This is a genomic window from Microvirga splendida, assembly GCF_016427565.1.
Lineage (GTDB): Bacteria > Pseudomonadota > Alphaproteobacteria > Rhizobiales > Beijerinckiaceae > Microvirga > Microvirga splendida.
The window spans coordinates 1-17504 of sequence record NZ_JAELXT010000006.1 but is presented as its reverse complement, the minus strand read 5'-3'; the positions used below and the strand labels follow the sequence as shown (position 1 = coordinate 17504).

General features: G+C 64.4%; 17 protein-coding genes. 7 read left to right on the top strand and 10 right to left on the bottom strand.

Annotated elements, in window-relative coordinates; translation table 11 throughout:
* Positions 1-158 precede the first annotated feature (158 nt).
* From JAO75_RS07985 to JAO75_RS07975, 3 genes are all read right to left on the bottom strand, one after another.
* A complete protein-coding gene (locus JAO75_RS07985) occupies positions 159-896 on the bottom strand; it encodes an outer membrane protein (RefSeq protein ID WP_343234574.1) in 738 nt (245 codons plus the stop codon).
* A gap of 365 nt (positions 897-1261) precedes the next feature.
* The gene (locus tag JAO75_RS07980; protein WP_199048137.1) at positions 1262-1711 is read right to left on the bottom strand and encodes a sigma factor-like helix-turn-helix DNA-binding protein; all 450 of its coding nucleotides are present in this window, start codon (positions 1709-1711) and stop codon (positions 1262-1264) included.
* A 120-nt stretch (positions 1712-1831) separates the two neighbouring features.
* Positions 1832-2626, bottom strand: a complete 795-nt coding sequence (locus JAO75_RS07975; protein WP_199048135.1) for a pentapeptide repeat-containing protein — start codon at positions 2624-2626, stop codon at positions 1832-1834.
* Between the two features lie 200 nt (positions 2627-2826).
* On the opposite strand from JAO75_RS07975, the gene JAO75_RS07970 reads away from it, so the two are divergent.
* The 4 genes from JAO75_RS07970 (at position 2827) to JAO75_RS07955 (ending at position 6973) form a co-directional block, all read left to right on the top strand.
* Positions 2827-3054 (top strand): hypothetical protein, encoded by a 228-nt coding sequence (locus JAO75_RS07970; protein WP_199048134.1) that lies wholly within the window; start codon positions 2827-2829, stop codon positions 3052-3054.
* Positions 3055-3206: 152 nt separating this feature from the next.
* A complete protein-coding gene (locus JAO75_RS07965; protein ID WP_199048133.1) occupies positions 3207-3869 on the top strand; it encodes a Crp/Fnr family transcriptional regulator in 663 nt (220 codons plus the stop codon).
* A 146-nt stretch (positions 3870-4015) separates the two neighbouring features.
* Positions 4016-5056: a Fe(3+) ABC transporter substrate-binding protein gene (locus JAO75_RS07960; RefSeq protein ID WP_199048132.1), complete on the top strand. Its 1041-nt coding sequence runs from the start codon at positions 4016-4018 to the stop codon at positions 5054-5056.
* Between the two features lie 192 nt (positions 5057-5248).
* A complete protein-coding gene (locus JAO75_RS07955) occupies positions 5249-6973 on the top strand; it encodes an ABC transporter permease (protein ID WP_343234573.1) in 1725 nt (574 codons plus the stop codon).
* 147 nt (positions 6974-7120) lie between these two features.
* Here the strand turns inward: JAO75_RS07955 and JAO75_RS07950 are convergent, their stop codons facing one another.
* Positions 7121-7801, bottom strand: coding sequence for a 3-oxoacid CoA-transferase subunit B (locus tag JAO75_RS07950; RefSeq protein ID WP_199048131.1), 681 nt, complete (start codon positions 7799-7801; stop codon positions 7121-7123).
* Positions 7801-8538, bottom strand: a complete 738-nt coding sequence (locus tag JAO75_RS07945; protein WP_199048130.1) for a CoA transferase subunit A — start codon at positions 8536-8538, stop codon at positions 7801-7803. The genes JAO75_RS07950 and JAO75_RS07945 overlap by 1 nt, the downstream gene beginning before the upstream one ends.
* A 197-nt stretch (positions 8539-8735) precedes the next feature.
* Here JAO75_RS07945 and JAO75_RS07940 point away from each other — a divergent pair, with 197 nt between their 5' ends.
* On the top strand, positions 8736-10547 hold the full coding sequence (locus tag JAO75_RS07940; protein ID WP_199048129.1) for an AsmA family protein: 1812 nt from the start codon (positions 8736-8738) through the stop codon (positions 10545-10547).
* On the opposite strand, the gene JAO75_RS07935 is transcribed toward JAO75_RS07940, so the two are convergent.
* From JAO75_RS07935 to JAO75_RS07915, 5 genes are all read right to left on the bottom strand, one after another.
* Complete coding sequence (locus JAO75_RS07935; RefSeq protein ID WP_199048128.1) at positions 10541-11344, bottom strand: ABC transporter permease; 804 nt, start codon at positions 11342-11344, stop codon at positions 10541-10543. The two genes, JAO75_RS07940 and JAO75_RS07935, sit on opposite strands and share 7 nt — an antisense overlap.
* On the bottom strand, positions 11341-12246 hold the full coding sequence (locus JAO75_RS07930; RefSeq protein ID WP_425523166.1) for an ABC transporter permease: 906 nt from the start codon (positions 12244-12246) through the stop codon (positions 11341-11343). Before JAO75_RS07930 ends, JAO75_RS07935 begins: the two co-directional genes overlap by 4 nt.
* 2 nt (positions 12247-12248) lie before the next feature.
* On the bottom strand, positions 12249-13418 hold the full coding sequence (locus tag JAO75_RS07925; protein WP_199048127.1) for an ABC transporter ATP-binding protein: 1170 nt from the start codon (positions 13416-13418) through the stop codon (positions 12249-12251).
* A 217-nt stretch (positions 13419-13635) separates the two neighbouring features.
* The gene (locus JAO75_RS07920; RefSeq protein WP_199048125.1) at positions 13636-15234 is read right to left on the bottom strand and encodes a DHA2 family efflux MFS transporter permease subunit; all 1599 of its coding nucleotides are present in this window, start codon (positions 15232-15234) and stop codon (positions 13636-13638) included.
* A 6-nt stretch (positions 15235-15240) separates the two neighbouring features.
* Entirely contained in the window at positions 15241-16428 is a 1188-nt protein-coding gene (locus JAO75_RS07915) for an HlyD family secretion protein (protein ID WP_199048123.1), read from the bottom strand.
* A 135-nt stretch (positions 16429-16563) separates the two neighbouring features.
* Between JAO75_RS07915 and JAO75_RS07910 the strand changes: the two genes are divergently transcribed.
* Both JAO75_RS07910 and JAO75_RS07905 read left to right on the top strand, forming a co-directional pair.
* Entirely contained in the window at positions 16564-17232 is a 669-nt protein-coding gene (locus JAO75_RS07910) for a TetR/AcrR family transcriptional regulator (RefSeq protein ID WP_199048439.1), read from the top strand.
* Between the two features lie 98 nt (positions 17233-17330).
* Positions 17331-17504 (top strand): helix-turn-helix domain-containing protein (locus JAO75_RS07905; protein WP_199048109.1); only part of this gene is annotated, 174 nt, incomplete at its 3' end.

The window sequence follows — 17504 nt, the reverse complement described above, 5'->3', positions numbered from 1 at the left end:
TCTTCTTGGATGAGAGCATCGTGTGGCCGGAAAACCGGATCCACTTTTCAGTAGCGCGGCCCGCTGGGTCCGCACGATTCTCTAGCCTTCTTGCAGGTTCTGAAGACGAGAAGAGGTCCGAGTTGCCCCGGACCCCCTTGGCAGTAGTTCGAGGTGCCTCAGAAGGTGCCGAACTTGAAGTTCAGCTTGGCCCGGGCGACGAAGAAGTCGTTCTCATCGTCCCGTCCAGAGGGCGCGACCACAGGAATGGCAGCCCCTCCGCCGGCAGGCGTGAACGTGCCGACCACGCCGTTGAAGTCGTCATCGTCCCGGTCGAAGCTGAGCCACAATCCCTCGATGCCGAAGGTGACGGCCGAGGAGCCGAACCAGTTCACCGGCAACGCCCATTCCACGCCGCCGCCTGCAACCCAGCCGGTGGTGTCGTCCGAGTAGGCCAGGCCACCTGTGGCGTAGATCAGGACGCGGTCGAACGCGACGCCTGCGCGGGCGCGAACGGTGCCGAACCAATCCGACAGGTCGTTGTTGAATTCACCGGGCACGAAGGTGCCGGGCGCACCGGCCGGGAAGAACCTGACGTCTTCGGCGTCGCCGGTGTCCGCCCACTGAATGTCGGTCTCGAGACCGATCACGAATGAGCCGATCTGATAGTTGTAGCCGATCTGGCCGCCGCCCGTGAAACCGCCGTCTCCGCTGTCCGGGAAGACCAGGGTTCCGGGAGTTGCGCCGCCGAGAACAACGGTTTCCTCATCGTCCCCGCGCCAGCCCCAGCCGGCGTTCAAGCCGCCGTAGAAGCCGGTCCAGGTGAAGATCGGGGCCGCCGCGATGATCGGAGGTGGAGGCGGTGCTTCGCGGGCTGGAAGGTCCGCAGCGGAGGCAGCGGCTGCAGCGAGCGTCACGCTGGCAACCCCTGTCAGGAGGCTAAGTACGCACTTTCTCATGACCGTAACCCCTTAGTGTGAGGATCCACGGAGAAAACTTACGCTCCTTGCCCAGGGGAAAACTATTGAAAAAAGGCAACACTTCACAAAACGATATGTATTCAAGAGGCAAAAAAGTAGTACCACCTCTGATGAGAAGAATATTATCAAAAGCAAATGAAAATAAGTCTCTTAATTATTCCTTTATATTCGATTGACATTACTAATCTTGCATGACTTAATATTCATGTTTTCGGCTTGACAACCGAAGGCGAGGAGATCACTCAACCCTGCCCTTTGGGCGGGGTTTTTTCTGGACGTCTCGCCTCGGCATCCCCGTAATACTACAGGTCGCCCAGCAGCAATTGTGCCTGATTGCCTGCCCTCGGGCTCGGGCGCTTCTTGTCGGAAGACGCGGCGGTCCTGACTTCGCGGTTCCTGGCTTGCTTGCGATGATCCGGACCGGCCATCCGTGCCTTGGCCTTGTCCCGCGCAATGGCCTCGGGAGCCGCCGGGTTGTCGTCCAGCCACTTGCCGCGCTTGATCACCTCGTTGACCCGGCCTTGGTTGACGCCGAGCTCGAAAGCGATCTCCTGCTGGGTCATCTCGGTCGTGGCGTGGAGTTCCAGGATGCGCCTGGCCAGTTCCGGGGTCATCTTTCGCCCGGCGATGCGCCGTGCGGGCGCGACCGATCGCTTGGTGCGGTCCCGCTCCCGAAGCTTCTGCAGAATAGCGAGAGCCATGTGCATTCCCTGCTCGCGCAGGGCATCCTCGAATTCCTTGAGCGTGGTCAAATCGAACGCACTCCTTCAGGGACAAGGAAGATTAGGAAACAGGCACCCGGCTTCCGCTCGGAACGTCCCTCAGCGGGTCAACGGCCACGCTCGGGCTTGGTTTCAGCAAAGGCCGGGCGATCAGTCCTCCTCTTCCTTGCAGGGCCAGGATTTCGGCTGGGACAGACCGGCCGGAAGCTTCGTCTGCTCCGTCCCGCAGGCAATATCGACCTGGGCCTGGGTCAGGCCCGATACCCCGCTCAGGTCCGAACCGCCGATCTGGGTCAGGAACATGTATGTCCCGGTGAAATTCGCGCCTTGAAGATCCAGCCCGTTCAGGCGAGCCCGGGACAGGTTGGAATAGCTGAAATCCGCTCCCGTCAGCTTGGCGCTCTGGAAGAGCACCCTGGCGAGTTCGGCCTTGGACAGGTTGGCTCCAGTCAGGTCCGCACCGCTGAAATCGGACCGGTTCAGCTCGGCCTTGTTGAAGTTCGCCCCTGCGGCTTTGACCTGGGCGAAGTTCGAACGGCTCATGTCGGCCGAGATGAATACGGTGCCGGCCAAACTGGCCTGACCGAAATTGGCGCGCCAGCCGAGAGCCTTGGTGAAGTCGGCGCGCGACAGGTCCGCCCCCTCGAAGCGGGTCCGGCTCACTTCGGTCTCGCTCAGGTTGGCACCAGCCATCCTCGACGAGGCGAAGTCGCTCAATGTCAGCAAGGACCGCTGGAAGATGGTTCCGGTCAGATCCTCGCCCGTCAGGACGAGGCGGGCCTTGGAGCATCCGGACCAGTCGGCCCCGGGAGCGGGCGGGTCCTGGCACTTGGCCGCGGCCGGGCCCGCGCAGACCGCCAGAAGGATCAGGCCTCCCACGATCCGGCTCCCCGCCTTCACCGTCAGCGACGGCGTCAAACCCTGCAAGCGGTAGCAATCGTCCATGGGCCCCTCTCAAGGCTATGATCCATAAATAGCGCATCGTGCGCAAAAGTGGACCCGCTCTTCCGCACGCGACGATGCGCGCTTCAGGAGAGCATCGCGCTTCTCCAGGGAAGCCTCAGGCGCAGCGTTCATGCTTTGAACAGGACTCGACTTCCCTTGCGTATGGTCTAGCTTCTGCAGCGATTCCTGTGGAGCAAGATATGCGCATTACCGTATTCGTTTCTGCCGCTCTTCTTCTCGGCGTTGCCCTCGGCGGCTGCGTTGCATCCACGGCCCCCGTCGGCGTCCTGCCCCGCGACCCCGTTCCGCCCCCGCCGTCCGTGTCCGCTGAAGCAGCGCGGCGCGGTGCCGTCCGCCCGCGAACCGACACGACGACCCAGCGCCGGGCGCTCAGCGTGCCGGGCCGGGCCGCCTCTCCCCGCCCCTGATCCCCCGACGACCGGCCTCCCTGCCCCGGCGCAGAGCATCCTCTTTTGGAGCTTCGACACTGCGCCAATGCGTAGCTGGCGCAGATTCCTATTCCGATGGTATATGCCCTTACGGGATATAAGAATGCGGGCGAGATTCCATGACTTGGTCCATGACTTGGGTTGAGGCCATCGGCTGGCTGGGGGCAGCTCTCGCGATCGCGGGCTGCGCGATGAAGACGATCATCCCGCTGCGCTGCATCGGGATCGGAGCCAATATATGCTCCCTGATCGTCGCCGCTTACCTGGGCAATATCCCGGGCGTGGTGGCCAATCTGATCCTGCTGCCGATCAACAGCGTGCGGCTCTACCAGATGCTGGGCCTGATCAGGCGCGTGAAGCAGGCCTCCAAGAGCGACCTGTCCATGGAATGGCTCAAGCCGTTCATGACCCGTAGCAGGACGAAGGCCGGCGAGGTGCTGTTCGCCAAGGGCGATGTGGCCACCTGCATGTTCTATACGATTTCCGGACGCTACCGCCTCAAGGAGATGGGCATCGAGCTGGTCCAGGGTCAGGTGGTCGGCGAGATGGGCTTTCTCTCCCCCGACAACACCCGCACGCAGACCCTCGAATGCATCGAGGCCGGGGAGGTCCTGAGCATCTCCTACGACGAGGTGCGCCAGCTCTACTTCCAGAACCCGCAATTCGGCTTCTACTTCCTGCGCCTCACCAGCGAGCGGCTGTTCGCCAACATGGAGAAGATGGAGGAGGAGATCTCCCGTCTTCGTGCGGCCCTGCCCGAGGTCGAGCCGGTCCGGAGAGCCGCTTCAGCTTAGAAAGCCTTTAAAGAGCCGGCAGTTTAGAACTCTTATAAGTTATTGATTTCGTTCGCTTTTTGATTGACCGCAAAGATCGATCATGGTTCTTGCAGCATCACTGGGATACGGCACCACGCCGCCCGTAATCGATTCTGAAGGACCCTATGATGGCGAACATCTCGTTTGCGCGCGGACTGCTCTTCGGTGCGGCCGCCCTCGGCGCTCTGGCAGGTTCGGGCCTCTCCGCTTCGGCCGAGGAAGTGCTCAACATCTACACCACCCGCGAACCCGGCCTGATCAAGCCTGTTCTTGATGAGTTCACCAAAGAGACCGGCATCAAGGTCAACACGATCTTCATCAACAACGGCCTCGAGGAGCGCATCCGCACCGAGGGCGCCAACAGCCCGGCCGACCTGATCCTGACGGTGGACATTGGCCGCCTTCAGGCCGCCAAGGACTACGGCGTGACGCAGCCCGTGAAGTCCGAAGCGCTGGAGAAGGTCATCCCGGCGGATTATCGCGATCCCGAGGGCCACTGGTTCGGCATCGCCCTGCGCGGCCGCGTCGTCTACGCCTCGAAGGAGCGCGTGAAGCAGGACAAAATCACCTATGAGGAGCTTGCCGATCCCAAGTGGAAGGGCAAGGTCTGCATCCGCTCCGGCCAGCATCTCTACAACATCAGCCTGATCGCCGCGATGATCGCCCACAAGGGCGAGGCGAAGGCCGAGGAATGGCTGAAGGGCGTGAAGGCCAATCTCGCCAAGAAGCCCTCGGGCGGCGACCGCGAGCAGGCCAAGGACATCCTCGCCGGCGTCTGCGACATCGCTGTCGGCAACACCTACTACGTCTCGCTCATGCTCAACGGCAAGGACGAGGAGCAGAAGAAGTGGGGCGAGGCCGTGAAAGTCATCCTCCCGACCTTCGAGGGCGGCGGGACGCACGTGAACGTCTCCGGCCTCGCTCTGGCCAAGAACGCTCCGAACAAAGATAACGCCCTGAAGTTCATGGAGTACATGGTCTCCGACGAGTCCCAGCGCATCCACGCCGAGGCCAATTCCGAGTACCCGGTGAAGGCCGGCATCAAGATCCACCCGACCATCGCGTCCTTCGGCGAGCTCAAGGCCGACAACATTCCGATCGCCGAGATCGCGAAGCTCCGCAAGAAGGCCAGCGAACTGGTCGACAAGGTTGGTTTCGACCAATAAGACAAGGGGCGGCTCCAGCGCATCGTGCGAAAAAGTGGACCCGGTTTTTCGCGCCGTACGATGCGCTTCTAAGGAAGTGAGCATCGGCTGGGTCCCAAAAGTGCTTTCCACTTTTGGGGCCGATGCTCTAAGCCGCCTCTCCCCTTTCAGAGAGGCGCTGCCGGCGACGGTGGCGCCATTTCCTTTTTGACCGTGACCTCCAGAACCCAGACCGCAATCGGCTTCCCGTCCCAGACGAAGGCAAAGCGCATCCCAGGGTGGCTCTCCGCCGCCGTGGCCGCTGTCGGTCTGCTCGTTCTCCTGCCCGTCGGCGCCCTCATCGGCATAGCGGCCGAGGGCGATGCGGAGATCTGGCCGCATCTCATCGCCAATGTGCTGCCGGCGAGCACCATCGACACGCTCGCCCTGCTCACCGGCGTCGCCGTCGTGGCCGGCTCCATGGGCATCACGACGGCCTGGCTCGTGACTGCGCACCGGTTTCCCGGTCGCAACATCCTGGTGTGGCTCCTGCCGCTGCCGCTTGCCGTGCCGACCTACATCACGGCCTACATCTATGTGGAGATCTTCGACTCCGCCGGTCTCGTGCAGATGGCCCTGCGCGATGTCATGGGCTGGAGGTCGCGGTCCGAGTACTGGTTTCCGGAAATCCGGTCCCTGCCCGGCTGCATCCTCGTGATGTCCGTGGTGCTCTACCCCTACATCTACATCGCCGCGCGGGCGATGTTCCTGACGCAGAGCGCCAGCATGCTCGAGGTGGCGCGCACCCTGGGCGCAAGCCGCATCAAGCTCTTTCGCATCATCGCGCTGCCGCTTGCCCGCCCGGCGCTCGCCGTCGGCCTGTCGCTGGCGCTGCTGGAGGCCCTCAACGACATCGGCGCGAGCGAGTATCTCGGCGTGCGCACCCTCACGGTGTCCGTCTACAACACCTGGCTCAACCGGGGCAGCCTCGCGGGCGCGGCGCAGATCGCCTGCGTCATGCTGGCCTTTGTCGTCGGCCTGATCCTGATCGAGCGCTACGGCCGCCGGGACAGGCGCTATGCGCTGTCGCCGAAGCGCCACCGCACGGTGCATCCCGTTCCTCTCGCCGGCGGACGCGCCTGGACGGCGTCCCTGCTCTGCGCCCTGCCCGTCCTCATGGGCTTCATCCTACCGACCGGGTTCCTGCTGCGCGAGACCCTTCGCGGCGGCCTCGTCGAGCAGTTCGATGCGAGTTTCCTCGCCCACTTCATGACCACCATCGGCCTGTCGGTGGTCGCGACCCTGATCGTTCTGGCCCTTGCGGTCCTGCTGGTCTCGGCCGCCCGCCTGTCCAAGACCTCCCTGACCCGGGGAGCGCTCCTTGCCGCAGGCCTCGGCTATGCCCTGCCGGGCACCGTGCTCGCCCTGGGCCTGATGACGCCGCTGGTCGGCTTCGACAACCTGATCGGCACGCTCTGGCGCCACCTGACCGGCGAGCGCCTGGGCCTCCTGCTCATGGGGGCCGCGGGCGGCATCATCATCGCCTATGTGATCCGCTTCCTGTCGATCGCGACGGGCTCCCTTGCGGCCGGTCTCGATCGCGTGTCCCCGAGCCTCGAGGATGCGGCTCGGACGCTGGGCGCCTCCCGCCGCGAGATGGTCTGGAAGATCCAGATCCCGCTCATGCGGCCGGCGCTCGCAAGCGCCGCCCTGCTGATCTTCGTCGACTGCATCAAGGAGCTGCCCGCGACCCTGCTGCTGCGCCCCCTCAATACGGAAACGCTCTCGACGCTCGTCTACACCTATGCCTCGCGCGGCCGCTTCGAGGACGGATCGCTCGCTGCGCTCGTGATCGTGCTGGTCGGCCTCGTCCCGGTGATCCAGCTGGTCCGCAGCGCCGAGGCTCGGCCGAGAGCAGCAGCAGACGCCATCAGCATTTCAGGCAATGAAAGCCCATAAGAAAAGCGGCCCTTCCGGGCCGCTTTTCCATTCCAGTGTCATTCCCGGCCGGAGCGCAGCGGAGGGGAAGGGAATCCACTCACAGGCTCAGCACCATGGATCCCCTTCCTGGTCCTGCGGACCGCCGGGGATGACAAGTGAGCATTCTTAAGCCGCGTTCGACTGCCTGCCGTTCAGATCGACCTTGAACTCCGCCGCCGTCTTGGCCTTGATCTCCTCGACCGTCACGCCATCGGCGAGTTCGATCAGAGTCATGCCGGAGCCGCCCTTCTTGTCGATGGAGAAGACGCCCAGGTCGGTGATCACCAGATCCACCACGCCGGTGCCGGTGAGCGGCAGATTGCACTCCTTCAGGAGCTTCGGGTCCTCCGAGCCGTCCTTGGCCTTGGCCACGTGCTCCATGACCACGACGACGCGCTTGACGCCCGCCACCAGGTCCATGGCGCCGCCCATGCCCTTCACCATCTTGCCGGGGATCATCCAGTTGGCGAGGTCGCCGTTCTGGGCCACCTGCATGGCGCCCAGGATCGACAGGTCGATATGGCCGCCGCGGATCATGCCGAAGGAATCGGCGGACGAGAAATAGCTCGTGGTCGGCAGCTCCGTGATGGTCTGCTTGCCGGCATTGATCAGGTCGGGATCCTCCTCACCCTCGAAGGGGAACGGGCCCATGCCCAGCATGCCGTTCTCCGACTGGAGCTGCACGCGCATCCCCTTGGGGATGAAGTTGGACACCAGCGTCGGAATGCCGATGCCGAGATTCACGTAGAAGCCGTCGCGCAGCTCCTTGGCCGCGCGGGCGGCCATCTGTTCACGGGTCCAAGGCATCAGACTTCCTCCCCTGCGCCCGCCGGCACTGCCGACTCAGTGCGCTTGCGGGTCGTGCGTTGCTCGATGTGTTTGGCCGGGTTCGGCACATGCACCATGCGCTTCACGAAGATGCCCGGGGTGTGCATGCAATCCGGGTCGATCTCGCCGGCCGGTACCAGATGCTCGACCTCGGCGATGGTCATCCGCGAGGCGGTGGCCATCATCGGGTTGAAGTTGCGGGCGGTCTTCCGGTAGACGAGGTTGCCTTCCGTGTCGCCCTTCCAGGCATGGACCACCGAGATGTCGGCGAAGAGGCCCGTCTCCATGACGTATTTCTCGCCATTGAACTCGCGCACTTCCTTGCCTTCGGCGATGAGGGTGCCGACGCCGGTCTTGGTGTAGAAGGCCGGGATGCCGGCGCCGCCGGCGCGGATGCGCTCGGCGAGCGTGCCCTGCGGGTTGAACTCCAGCTCCAGCTCGCCGGAGAGGTACTGCTGGGCGAAGAGCTTGTTCTCGCCCACGTAGGACGAAATCATCTTGCGGATCTGGCGGGTCTCCAGGAGGCGGCCGAGGCCGACCCCGTCCACGCCCGCATTGTTGGAGATGAAGGTCAGGTCCTTCGCCCCCGAATCACGAATGGCCTCGATCAGTGCCTCAGGAATGCCGCAGAGACCGAAGCCCCCGGCCATGATGGTCATGCCATCTTTGACCAGGCCAGCCAGCGCCGAGCGCGCGTCGCTGTAAACCTTATCCATCAAATCCTCTCCTTGTGGGCCGGTGCCGGCCCGTTCGAAGTGTCGCGGTTCGAATGGCGGCCACCCTGCAACTTGGCCTCAATTTAGACAATCCCTTCGTATGGATATATGGAAGGATTCATGAAGTCGGCCCTGCCCTGAGGACATCTCCTCTTCACCGCTTGCGAGGCAGCGCTCAAGGTTTACAACATTATTCCATGTCCCGCCGCGTTGTCCTCCTCATCGCCTTGATTTCGCTTGCCGTTCTCGGGACGGCGGCCTCCCCCTGGACGCTGCCCGGAGGCGGCCTGTCGGCGGAACTGAGGGAGCATGTGAGGAGCCGCTACGGTTTGGACATGACGGTCAGGGGCCGGAGCACCTTCGCAGTGCTGCCCATTCCGCGGGTCAAGCTCGAGAACGTAGCCCTCGAATTTCCGGACGGGGCGCTGAGAGCCGAGGGCGGCACCCTGCGGGGCGAGCTTCGCCTCCTGCCGCTGCTCTTCGGACGGATCGAGCTGTCAGACTTCGACCTGACGGAAACCCGCATCACCGGGTCGGCCCAGAAGCTCAAGGCCGCCAACTGGGCAGCGATCTTCAAGGACCGCTCCACCGAGACCCGCGCACGCCGGCTCGTGGTGACGAAATCCTCGATGCGATGGACGGACCTGAAGAACGCCGACCTCGACAGGCTCGACGTGATCATCCGCTGGGCCGATCCGTCCGAACCTTTGACGATGTCCGGTTCGGCGGCCTGGCGGGAGGAAGTCGTTCTCCTGGAGCAGGCCTCGATCTTCCCAGACCTGCTCGCCTCCAACAAGATCAGCCCGTTTTCCCTGACCCTTTCCGCGTCAGGCTCCCGGCTCAAGGCCGAGGGCGAGGCGCAGCTCGGAGACGCGCCGCGCATCACAGGGGAAAGCACCATCAAGATGGCTTCGGTGCGTGACTTCACCCGCTGGAGCGGAATGGGTCTTCCCTTCGGATCCCTGCTGCATGCCGTTTCCGTCAGCGGCGATTTCTCCATGGACCGCCGTCGCCTGTCCTGGCCTGCGGTGTCCATCACCTTGGGGTCGGACCAGCTGGAGGGCACCCTGGGCGTCCGCTTCGATGCAGAGCGGCCCGTCATCGCCGGCACCCTCGCGGCCGACAAGCTCAACCTGTCCGACCTCTTCGCCCCGTTCCACCAGGCCCGCACCCATGAAGGCTCGTGGAGCAGCGAGGCCATCGACCTGACGCGCGCAACCGGGGCCGATCTCGACCTTCGCCTCTCGGCCGCAACCGCCCGGCTCGGGCGCCTCAGCCTGGATGACATGGCGGCGAGCGTGCTCGTTCAGCCCAACAGCATCGAAGCCTCCATCGGGCGTGCCGACTTCTATGACGGCACGCTGAAAGGGCGGCTGTCGCTGGCGGCTCACGACGGCCTCGTCGACTTCAAGAGCCAGGGATCTTTCTCGGGGGTGAAGATCGCCCCCTTCCTCGCCGCGGCCGGCGAGCCGCGCTGGATCACCGGCCGTGCCCGGGGGCAGTTCAGCTTCGACGGGCATGGCCGGAACCCTGCGGACGTGATCCGTCAGGCGGCAGGCCGCTCCTCGATCGAACTGACGGACGGAGAGCTGGTGGGGATTAACCTCGAGGATGCTCTTCGCCGCGTGGAAAAGCGGCCTCTCCTCGCATCCCTGAACTGGAAAGGCGGCCGCACGCCTTTCGACAAAGCCGAGGCCCAGATCGTGGTGCAGGACGGCGTCGGCCAGATCGTGGAAGGCAAGCTGAAGGGGAAAGCCGTTCAGGCCCGTCTTCGCGGTCAGGTGCTGCTGGTCGACCGCACGCTCCAGGTCACGGCGGGTGTTGCGCCCGTCGATGCGCCGGCGGGGCAAGCCCCCGCCCTCGCCTTCGACGTCACCGGCGACTGGGACAATGTGGCCATCATGCCTGAGGTGCGCTCCCTCATCGAACGGTCGGGCGCCGCCAAGCCGCTCTTCCCGTCGCAGCGCGCCCCGGTCGGCGAGCAGGGCCCGCAGGCCACGGCTCAGTGAGCGTTGCGGCGCGAGCGCAGAACCGAGCGCTTGCTCAGCAGCGTCGCTGAAATCACCCCGAGGGTCACAATCCCGATCAGGATGGCCGAAGCCGCATTGACCTCGGGCGAGAGCCCGAGCCGCACCGCGCTGTAGATCTTGATCGGCAGCGTGGTGGCGCCGGGGCCCGCATTGAAGCTCGCGATCACCAGATCGTCCATCGACAGGGTGAAGGCGAGCAGGAAGCCCGCCACGATGGAGGGCGCTATCAGCGGCAAGGTCACCGAGAAGAAGGTGCGCAGGGGCGGCGCACCGAGATCCATCGCGGCCTCCTCCAGCGACCGGTCAAAGGTCATGAGGCGCGACTGCACCACCACGGTGACGAAGCACATGGTGAGCGTGGTGTGGGCGAGCGTGATGGTCCAGAAGCCCCGGTCGAAATCGACGGCCACGAAGAACAGCAGCAGCGACAGGCCGGTGATGACCTCCGGCATGACCATGGGCGCGTAGACCATGCCGGTGAACAGGGTGCGCCCGGGAAACCGCCCGTAGCGGGTGAGCGCAAGCGCCGCGAGGGTGCCGAGGATCGTCGCGAGGGTTGCGGACAGGAGCGCGATGCGCAGCGTCACCCAGGCCGCGTCGATGAGGGCCTCATTGCGGAACAGCGCGCCGTACCATTGCGTAGAGAAGCCGCCCCACACGGTCACGAGCCGCGAGGCGTTGAAGGAATAGATCACCAAAAGCAGGATCGGCAGGTAGAGGAACGCGAAGCCGATCACCAGAGAGGTGACGTTGAAGACGCTGAGGCGCCGGTTCATGGGCGTGCCTCCACGCGCCGGGCCTCCACATCGCGATAGATCACGATGGGCACGACGAGAACGATGAGCAGCAGGATGGCAACCGCGGAGGCGAGCGGCCAGTCGCGGTTCGAGAAGAACTCGCTCCAGAGCTGCCGGCCGATCATCAGGGTCTCCGAGCCGCCGAGCAGATCGGGAATCACGAACTCGCCCACCGCCGGGATGAAGCACAGGAGCGAGCCGGCGATGATGCCCGGCATGGCGAGCGGCACGGTGATCGTCCAGAACGAGCGCCAGGGCGTGGAGCCGAGATCGAGCGCCGCTTCGAGCAGCGTGTCGTCCATCTTCTCCAGCGTCGCGTAGAGCGGCAGCACCATGAAGGGCAGATAGGCATAGACGATGCCGATATAGACCGCCGTCTCGGTGTTCAGGATGTCGAGCGGTTCCGAGATCAGGCCGATGCCCATGAGCGCCTGGGTGAGCAGGCCTTCGGGCTTGAGGATCGCCACCCAGGCATAGATGCGGATGAGGAAGCTCGTCCAGAACGGCAGGATGATCGCCGCGACCAGGAGCGACCGGTAGCGCTCCGGCGCGCGGGCCATGCCGTAGGCGATGGGAAAGCCCACGATCAGCAGCAGCAATGTCGAGACGGCGGCGATGCGCACCGACGAAAGCGTCGCGCGAAAATAGAGGTCGTCCTCGACCAGCAGGGTGAAGTTCTCGAGATCGAGGCCACCGAGGAAGCCTGAAATGTCGCTCCACTCGAAGACGGGCTTGTAGGGCGGCTGAGCCACCGCCGGATCCGACAGGCTGATCTTGAGGACGATGAGAAACGGCACGAGGAAGAGGAGGCCGAGCCAGAGATACGGCACGGCGGGCACGAGGCCGGCGGTGAGGCGACGCGTGAGGGAGCGATCCATCATGGCTATTCCGCCAGGATCACCGCCGCATCCGGCGCGAAGGTGACATAGACCTGCTCGTCCCAGTCGATGGGGCTCTCGACGAAGCGCGAGGCGTTGGCGCGCGTCACGCGCAGGATCTCGCCATTGGCGAGCTTCACGCGATAGACCGTCCAGTCGCCGAGATAGCCGATATCCCACACCTCGCCGGTGAGCACGTTGATGGCGCCGGGCCCCGGCGGGTCGCGCTGAATCACCATCTTCTCGGGGCGCACGGCGATGGCCACCGGCTGGCCGGAATGCAGCACCTCGTCGGGATCGTCGATGGTGAGCGGCGCTTCGGCCGAAGACGTCTTCACCCGCCAGAGGCCGTTCTCCTGGCCCTGGACATGGCCTTCGATGATGTTCACGTCGCCGACGAACTCGGCGATGAAGCGGGTCTTGGGCTGCTCGTAGATCTCGCCCGGCGTGGCGACCTGGACGATCCGGCCATGGTCCATGACCGCGATCCGGTCGGCCATGGTCATGGCCTCCTCCTGGTCATGGGTGACGACCACGAAGGTCATGTGGAGATCGTGCTGGATGTCCATCAGCTCGAACTGGGTCTCCTCGCGCAGCTTCTTGTCGAGGGCGCCCAGCGGCTCGTCGAGGAGCAGGACCTTGGGCTTCTTGGCGAGCGCACGGGCGAGCGCCACGCGCTGGCGCTGGCCGCCGGAGAGCTGGCTCGGGTAGCGGCGCGCGAGCTTCTCGAGTTGGACCAGGCGCAGCATCTCACCGACCCGATCGGCGATCTGGTCCTTGGGCATCCCGTCCTGCTTGAGGCCGAAGGCGATGTTCTTCTCCACGCTCATGTGCGGGAAGAGCGCATAGGACTGGAACATCATGTTCACGGGGCGGCGATAGGGCGGCACGCCGGCGAGGTTCTGGTCGCCTAAGGTGATCGTGCCCTCGGTCGGGGTCTCGAAGCCGGCGAGCATGCGCATGAGGGTCGTCTTGCCGCAGCCGGAGGGACCCAGCAGGCAGAAGAACTCGCCTTCGAAGATGTTCAGGGAGAGATGATCGACCGCTGTGGACTCGCCGAAACGTTTCGTGACGTTCTCGAAGCGGATGAGCGGCTTGGCATCGGGGTTCGCCCACGGGGCGAAGGAGCGGCGCACGGCGCCGACGGAAGCGGATTGACGGGTTGGAGGAGGCAAGATGCTTGAACTTCACCTGTCGGAGAAAAACCAGGGCGCAAACTATGATGTTTGGACTGCGAGAACAACAGCTTAAAAGCCCCGCGTCCCCACCCTTTGCGCCGCTCGCCCGCCCTCACCCACCGGCATCCTTTTGCTGCCACGGCGGAGGGCTATCTCCGACTGCCATGAAAAGGAAAGCCCGGCACATGGCCGGGCTGAGGTCGTGGAAGTTGATCTAATGCCCGCCGCCGGCACCGGCGGGAGCCGGGCGGGGCTTCTCGATGAACGGCAGGGCGAGGATCAGGCCCAGGAACAGCACGGTCAGCAGCAGGAACACATCCGCGAAGGACATGACCATCGCCTCGCGGTGGACCATGTTGGACAGGGTCTTGATCGCAGCCGTGCCGGCATCGGCGCCCAGCGACTGGAACTTCATGGTCATGGCGTTGAGCGTCTCGACCGCCGTCGATCGGCCCCAGTTCACGCTCTCGCGCAGCCGCTGGACGTGCAGGTCCAGGCGGTCGTTCAAGGTCGTGTTGATGACCGCCAGGCCCACGGCACCACCCAGGTTGCGGGTGAGGTTGTAGAGGCCCGAGGCATTCTTGATCCGGTCGGGCGGCAGGGTTCCGAGCGCGATGTTGTTGATCGGCACCATGCAGATCATCAGGCCGAAGCCGCGCAGGACCTGCGGCACGAACAGCTCCCAGAAATCCCAGTCCTTGGTGAGCCCGCTCATCATCCATGTGCCGAGCGCGAAAGCGGCAAAGCCGACGCCCATCATGAGGCGCGGATCCATCTTGCGCGACAGAACACCCGCCACTGGGGCCGTCAGGAACATGGCCGCGCCGGACACGAACATGGTCTCGCCGATCTGCAGGGACGAATAGCCCCGCACGCTGCCGAGATAGACCGGGTAGAGATAGGTCAGGCCGTAGAGGCCGATGCCCATGACGAAGCTGAAGGACGAGCCGGCGAGGAAGTTGCGGTCGCCGAAGGCGCGCAGGTCCACGATCGGCTGTTTCGCCGTGAAGGCCCGGTAGAAGAAGCCCAAGCCCCCGACCACGCACACGACGGTGAGGATCAGCACCAGCTCGTCCTGGAACCAGTCGTTCAGAGGCCCCTCTTCCAGCACATATTCCAGGCTGCCGAGAAAAGCCGCCATGAAGCCGAGGCCGGCCCAGTCGAAGCTCTTGAAGAGGCTGAGATCAGGCTCGTCGAAATCGACCAGCAGATAGGTGGAGATCGTGACCAGGATGCCCGGCACGATGTTGACCAGGAACAGCCAGTGCCAGGAGAACAGGTCGGTGAGGTAGCCGCCGAGCGTCGGGCCGATGGTCGGCGCGAGCGTCGCCACGAGGCCGATGATCGGCGAGATCACGGGCCTCTTTTCCGGCGGGAAGATCGTGAAGGCCGAGGCGAAGACGGTCGGGATCATGCCGCCGCCGATGAAGCCCTGCAGGGCCCGGTAGACGATCATCTGATCGATGGTGGTGGCGGTCGCGCACATGAAGCTCATGAAGGTGAAGCCGCCGGACGCGATCACGAACATCCAGCGCGTGGAGAGCACGCGCGAGAGCGTTCCCGAGAGCGGGATCATGATCACTTCCGCGATCAGGTAGCTCGTCTGCACCCAGGAGATTTCCTCCGAAGATGCGGAGAGGCCGGCCTGGATTTCGGCGAGCGACGCGGAGACGATCTGGATGTCCAGGATCGCCATGAACATGCCGAAGACCATGCAGAAGAACGCGAAGGTCCGGCGCCCGCTGACGGGCGCCGGCTTCGCGGCAGGCATGGAGCCCTGCAGCTTATTCGGGATGGCAGCCGATGCAGCCATGGTTCCTTACTCTTCGATGCTGGCCGTCTTTTCAGGCTCGGCCGAGGTGCGCGTATCCACGTCGACGACCACCGACAGTCCGGGACGCAGGATGCCCTTCTGGACGGTCTCCGGATCGACGGAGACGCGCACGGGCACACGCTGAACGATCTTGGTGAAGTTGCCGGTGGCGTTTTCCGGCGGCAGCAGGCTGAACACGGCGCCCGAGGCCGGCGAGACGCTCTCCACCGTGCCGACCACGTCGGCATCCGGGAAGGCATCGACCTCGATATGCACCTTCTGGCCGACCTTGAGGGACGCGATCTGCGTCTCCTTGAAGTTGGCGTCCACATGCACGCTGGTCATGGGCACGAGAGCCGCCAGACGGGCGCCGGGCTGCACATAGGTGCCGACCTCCATGGCCTTGTTGCCGATCACGCCAGCGACGGGCGCGCGGATCTCCGTGAAGGTGAGGTCGCGCTCGGCCTTCTCGACGGCGGTCTGCTGCTCGGCGGCCACTCGCTCGGCTTCGTCCTGCTGCGCGGCGAGAACGTCCACATTCGCCTTGGCGGCGGCAAGCGCAGCCTCGGCGCTCTGAACATTGGCCTGCGCTCGGTCGCGGTTGGCCTTGGCGTTCTCGAGGGCGGCCCGGCTAGTGTAGTCGGAGCGGGCGAGCTGCTGCTGGCGAGCGAAATCGCTCTCGGCGCGCTCGGCCTCGGCCTGCGCGGCGGCGATCTGCGCCTGGGCCTGCGCCACGGCGGCGCGGCCTGCCTCGATCTGGCGGCCGATGCGCGTGACGGCGCTCTGCTGCGTCGCGAGCTTGTCCTTCGCCGACTGAAGCGCGAAGCGGTAGTCGCCGTCATCGATCTTGGCGATCAGGTCGCCCGCCTTGACGCTCTGGTTGTTGGTGACGGCGACGGACTGAACATAGCCGGACACCTTGGCCGACAGGATCGTGATGTCCGCCTGCACATAGGCGTCCTCGGTGGAGACCATGAAGCGGCCGTTCGTCCACCACTCGTGTCCCTCGTAGCCGCCGAAGGCGAGAGCGGCAGCCAGGACGGCGAGGATCACGGGCTTCTTGCCGAGCCCCTTCTTCCTGGCCTGAGGCGCGGCCGCCACGGGAGCACCCTGCCCTGCCTGGCGCGCCGGTGTATCGACGGCGCCTTCGGAGCCGGTCTTCGCGCCCTGGTCGAACTCTTCCCGATAAGCCATGTTAAACCTCTGCAAGGCCTGCAGAATCCGTAAGCATCGAACTGCCAGACAGGCCTTGATCTGTGTTGTCCACCTGCCATATATGATTTGACCGAACCGTTCGGTCAATGGACAATGAAGAAAGTACTAGAAGCCATGACCGCCGTGCATGACAGCGCTCGGGATCTGGAAGTCTCCCCAGCCGCCGAGGAGAATGCCGAGAGCGCCAAGCGCCGACAGATCCTGGAAGGCGCCCGCAAGGTCTTCCTGGCGCAGGGGTTCGACGGCGCCAGCATGGGCGAGATCGCCAAGGTTGCCGGCGTCTCGAAGGGCACGCTCTATGTCTACTTCGATAGCAAGGAGAGCCTGTTCGAGGCTCTGACGACGGAGGAGAAACGGGGCCTGGCGGAGGTTCTGTTCAAGCTCGACCCGGAAGATCCCGACGTTCGCGGCGTTCTGAGACAGCTCGGCCTGAGCTACCTGCGCCGCATGGGCAAGCCCGAGCATATCTCCTCGATCCGCATGGTTATGGGTGCGGCGGAGAAATTCCCGCGCCTGGGGCAAGCCTTCTATGAGGCCGGCCCCACACAGGGCATCGCGCGGCTCAAGGCCTATTTCGACCGTCAGGTCGAAGCGGGGCGGCTCTCCATCGAGGACACCGGGGTTGCCGCCCAGCACTTCCTCGACCTCTGCGTCTCGGGCATGCTGCGCCGCCTGCTCTTTTCCGTCGGCGAACCGCCGACCGAAGCCCAGATCCAGAAGAACGTGGAGAACGCGCTGCGGGTCTTCTTTGCAGCTTATGGGCCTGATGCCCCGCAACGATAAGGACCGTTGGGAGCTTTCCCGCAGCCCTGCCCTTCTCTAGGTTGTTTGATCCCAGGGTTTGATGGTGCGATATTATCCTCAGGATGGAGGGACGCGCTATGGGCCAAGTTCTCCATGGGAGCGCCACAACGACAGAGGCGATCCGTCGAGCAATACAAAATAGTCAAGCGAGCCTGAGAGCCCTGGCCGAACGCTATGGCATCAACCCCAAGACCGTCGCCAAATGGAGGAAGCGGGACACCACCGCAGATCGCCCGACGGGACCGAGAGCA

Bases quoted from the DNA above. Each gene is read 5' to 3' on its own strand.
- JAO75_RS07970 (WP_199048134.1), top strand. From the start codon at position 2,827: ATGCGCATTACCGTATTCGTTTCTGCCGCTCTTCTTCTCGGCGTTGCC.
- JAO75_RS07945 (WP_199048130.1), bottom strand. From the start codon at position 8,538: ATGGATAAGGTTTACAGCGACGCGCGCTCGGCGCTGGCTGGCCTGGTC.
- JAO75_RS07975 (WP_199048135.1), bottom strand. From the start codon at position 2,626: ATGGACGATTGCTACCGCTTGCAGGGTTTGACGCCGTCGCTGACGGTG.
- JAO75_RS07935 (WP_199048128.1), bottom strand. From the start codon at position 11,344: ATGAACCGGCGCCTCAGCGTCTTCAACGTCACCTCTCTGGTGATCGGC.
- JAO75_RS07950 (WP_199048131.1), bottom strand. From the start codon at position 7,801: ATGCCTTGGACCCGTGAACAGATGGCCGCCCGCGCGGCCAAGGAGCTG.
- JAO75_RS07930 (WP_425523166.1), bottom strand. From the start codon at position 12,246: ATGATGGATCGCTCCCTCACGCGTCGCCTCACCGCCGGCCTCGTGCCC.
- JAO75_RS07915 (WP_199048123.1), bottom strand. From the start codon at position 16,428: ATGGCTTATCGGGAAGAGTTCGACCAGGGCGCGAAGACCGGCTCCGAA.
- JAO75_RS07960 (WP_199048132.1), top strand. From the start codon at position 4,016: ATGATGGCGAACATCTCGTTTGCGCGCGGACTGCTCTTCGGTGCGGCC.
- JAO75_RS07920 (WP_199048125.1), bottom strand. From the start codon at position 15,234: ATGGCTGCATCGGCTGCCATCCCGAATAAGCTGCAGGGCTCCATGCCT.
- JAO75_RS07910 (WP_199048439.1), top strand. From the start codon at position 16,564: ATGACCGCCGTGCATGACAGCGCTCGGGATCTGGAAGTCTCCCCAGCC.
- JAO75_RS07965 (WP_199048133.1), top strand. From the start codon at position 3,207: ATGACTTGGGTTGAGGCCATCGGCTGGCTGGGGGCAGCTCTCGCGATC.
- JAO75_RS07940 (WP_199048129.1), top strand. From the start codon at position 8,736: ATGTCCCGCCGCGTTGTCCTCCTCATCGCCTTGATTTCGCTTGCCGTT.